Here is a 2,766-nt window from a genome sequence, read left to right as displayed (position 1 = left end):
GCTAGGTGCTTTTTTGTTATGTAAAATTATAAGTTAAAAGATAAATAAGCAAAAACACTTAGATTGATTTTTAAGTGTTTTTGTGTTTGAAATCAAAATAATAAATATATTTTAATGATGTTCTAGTGTATATCAATCCTTATATAATTTTCTTAAAATTATCAATATTAACAAATATAAAAATAATATACAATAAATGTAATAATATGATAAAATTTAGGTTGGGGTGATTAATATGAAAAATGTATTAAAAATTTTTATGATATTATTAATGAGTTGTGTAATGATATCTTGTAGTAATAATCAGGAGATTAAAGAGCATGAGGATGTAAATGCAACCTTAATTTGTCCAGATGGTTTGCCTTCAATAGCAATAAGTAAGGCTATGAATGATAATAAAAAGATTAGTTATATGAACATAGAATATTCAATACAAAAAACTACTGATTTACTTTTATCTGAGTTAATGAAGGGTGAGGCTGAATTAGCCATTGTTCCTTCTAACTTAGCATTACAAGCATATAAAAAAGGTTTAGATTATAAAATTGCTGCAACTATAGGATGGGGATCTTTATATTTAGTATCAACAGATGATATAACAGATATTTCAGAATTAAAAGGTTGTGAAATTTATAATACCGGAAAAGGCCTTACTCCAGATATAGTTTTTAGAAATATATTAACTAATAAAGGTTTTAAAGAGAGTGATTTTGAATTTTCATATGTAGAGGCTGCGTCTGAGCTTACTCCAATGGTTATGAGTGGAAAAGTTAAATATGCTGTTTTACCAGAGCCAGCATTATCTACAGTAATGGATAAAAATAAGGATATAAAGATTATATTAAATTTAAATGAAGAATGGGCTAAAATAAATAATCTTAGTAAGGGATACCCACAATCAACTTTAATAATCAAAGAAGAATTTTATAATAGTATAAAAGATACTGGCTTATATGAAGAAATTATTAATACCTTTAATGAAAGTGAAGAGTGGGTTAAGAATAATCCACAAGATGCAGCTGAAAAATGTGAAGTGTTGGGGATAACTATTAACAAAGATACTATTGATAAAGCAATAAATAATAGTAATTTAAATTTTACTAAGATTGAAGAATGCACTTTAGAATATGAAAAATATTTTTCAGTTATAGACACAGAAAATAAAGGAGAAGGTGGAGAATATGACTCAATCTTCATTAAAGAATAAGAAGTATTTAGTTATTGCAAGTATAATAATTTTATTAATATGGCAATCAGTAGCTATTATAATAAATAATAGGCTATTGATGCCTTCTTTTTTTGATGTTATAGAAAATTTATATAATTTAATATGTGAAGTAAATTTTATGAAATTAATAGTCAGTAGTATTATTAGGTGCATAGAAAGTTTTATATTATCATTATTTATATCAATAGTATTAGCAATATGTAGTTATTACAGTAAATTTATTTATAATTTATTATATCCAATAATTCTATTTATTAAGGCTATACCAACTATGGCATTTATAGTTCTTATTTTAATATGGACATCAAAAGAATTTGCGCCAATAATAATAGGAATTGTGATTTCATTTCCTATATTTTATGATGTAATATTGAATACTCTTTTAAATATAAATAAAGATTTAATACAAATGTGTAAAGTATATGAAATATCAAATATTGATAGAATTAATGCAATAATAATTCCAAGTATAATAATAGAATTAAAAAAAGTTATTAATTCTACTTTGGCATTAATTTTTAAAGTTGTTATATCTGGTGAGGTTTACGCACAGCCTAAATATGGAATAGGATCTATGATACAATTAGAAAAAATGCAATTAAATACAGCAGCAGTTATAGCATGGATGATTATAATAACAGTAATTGTTTATGGATTTGATTTGATTTTAGAAAAGATTTTTTTATTAAAAAAGTATAAGGGATAGGATATGAGGATAGAAAATATAAATATTAATTATGGGAATGATATAGTTTATGAAAATTTCAGTATAGAATTAAAAGACAACAAAATAAATTGTATTATAGGTAGTTCTGGTTGTGGTAAGACTACACTATTAAATTATATAGCTAATGAATTACTTCAAAAAGGTATAAATATATCATATATATTTCAAAATGATAATCTTATACCTTGGAAAAATGTATATTCAAACTTGAAGCTTATTGCTAAGAATAATATTAAAGAAGATCAAGTGGAAATAGAAATAGATAAAATATTAGAAGAAGTAGGATTAAAGGAGTTTAAGTATTATTATCCTAATGAACTTAGTGGAGGAATGAAGCAAAGAGTAAATATTGCGAGAGCTTTATTAGGAACATTTGATGTAATATTAATGGATGAGCCGTTTAAATCATTAGATATAAAGTGTAAAAGCAATATTATAAGTATAATTAAAGATTTAAATATAAAAAAAGGAATAACAATAATAATGGTTACACATGATAAGGAAGAAATATTAAATTTGGCAGATAATTTATTTTTATTAGGAAATAGACCTGTGCAGATTTTGGAAAGTAGCAAATTAGGGGATTTTAAAAATATAATAGAAAAATTATAAAAAAGTATTGACTATGTAATGGAGTAGTGATAAGATAAAACACGTCGCTGATGACAAAGTAATTAATAATTCAACATATAGAGAATAATTAATTACTTTTGAAGTGATATATTAGTTTTATCGCTAAAGAAAAACAAAAATAACTTAAAAAAAGTTGTTGACAGTAATCGAAAGTTGTGATAAGATAAAGAAGTCGCTT

General features: G+C 23.8%; 3 protein-coding genes. All 3 read left to right on the top strand.

Annotation, left to right across the window (positions count from 1 at the left end; all coding sequences use genetic code 11):
• Nucleotides 1–235: 235 nt before the first annotated feature.
• The 3 genes from HMPREF0216_RS08735 to HMPREF0216_RS08725 are packed head-to-tail and all read left to right on the top strand — an operon-like array spanning nucleotide 236 to nucleotide 2,567.
• Nucleotides 236–1,207, top strand: coding sequence for an ABC transporter substrate-binding protein (locus HMPREF0216_RS08735; RefSeq protein WP_005213669.1), 972 nt, complete (start codon nucleotides 236–238; stop codon nucleotides 1,205–1,207).
• Complete coding sequence (locus tag HMPREF0216_RS08730) at nucleotides 1,182–1,934, top strand: ABC transporter permease (RefSeq protein ID WP_005213668.1); 753 nt, start codon at nucleotides 1,182–1,184, stop codon at nucleotides 1,932–1,934. Before HMPREF0216_RS08735 ends, HMPREF0216_RS08730 begins: the two co-directional genes overlap by 26 nt.
• Before the next feature lie 3 nt (nucleotides 1,935–1,937).
• Nucleotides 1,938–2,567: an ATP-binding cassette domain-containing protein gene (locus HMPREF0216_RS08725; RefSeq protein WP_005213667.1), complete on the top strand. Its 630-nt coding sequence runs from the start codon at nucleotides 1,938–1,940 to the stop codon at nucleotides 2,565–2,567.
• Nucleotides 2,568–2,766 lie beyond the last annotated feature (199 nt).

The sequence above is a fragment of the Clostridium celatum DSM 1785 genome (genome assembly GCF_000320405.1).
Classification (GTDB): domain Bacteria; phylum Bacillota; class Clostridia; order Clostridiales; family Clostridiaceae; genus Clostridium; species Clostridium celatum.
The sequence above is the reverse complement of the archived record's forward strand: the minus strand, read 5'-3'. Positions and strand labels throughout refer to the sequence as shown.

Excerpts from the sequence above, each read along its gene's own strand:
- HMPREF0216_RS08735 (WP_005213669.1), top strand. The coding sequence starts at position 236 with ATGAAAAATGTATTAAAAATTTTTATGATATTATTAATGAGTTGTGTA.
- HMPREF0216_RS08725 (WP_005213667.1), top strand. The coding sequence starts at position 1,938 with ATGAGGATAGAAAATATAAATATTAATTATGGGAATGATATAGTTTAT.
- HMPREF0216_RS08730 (WP_005213668.1), top strand. The coding sequence starts at position 1,182 with ATGACTCAATCTTCATTAAAGAATAAGAAGTATTTAGTTATTGCAAGT.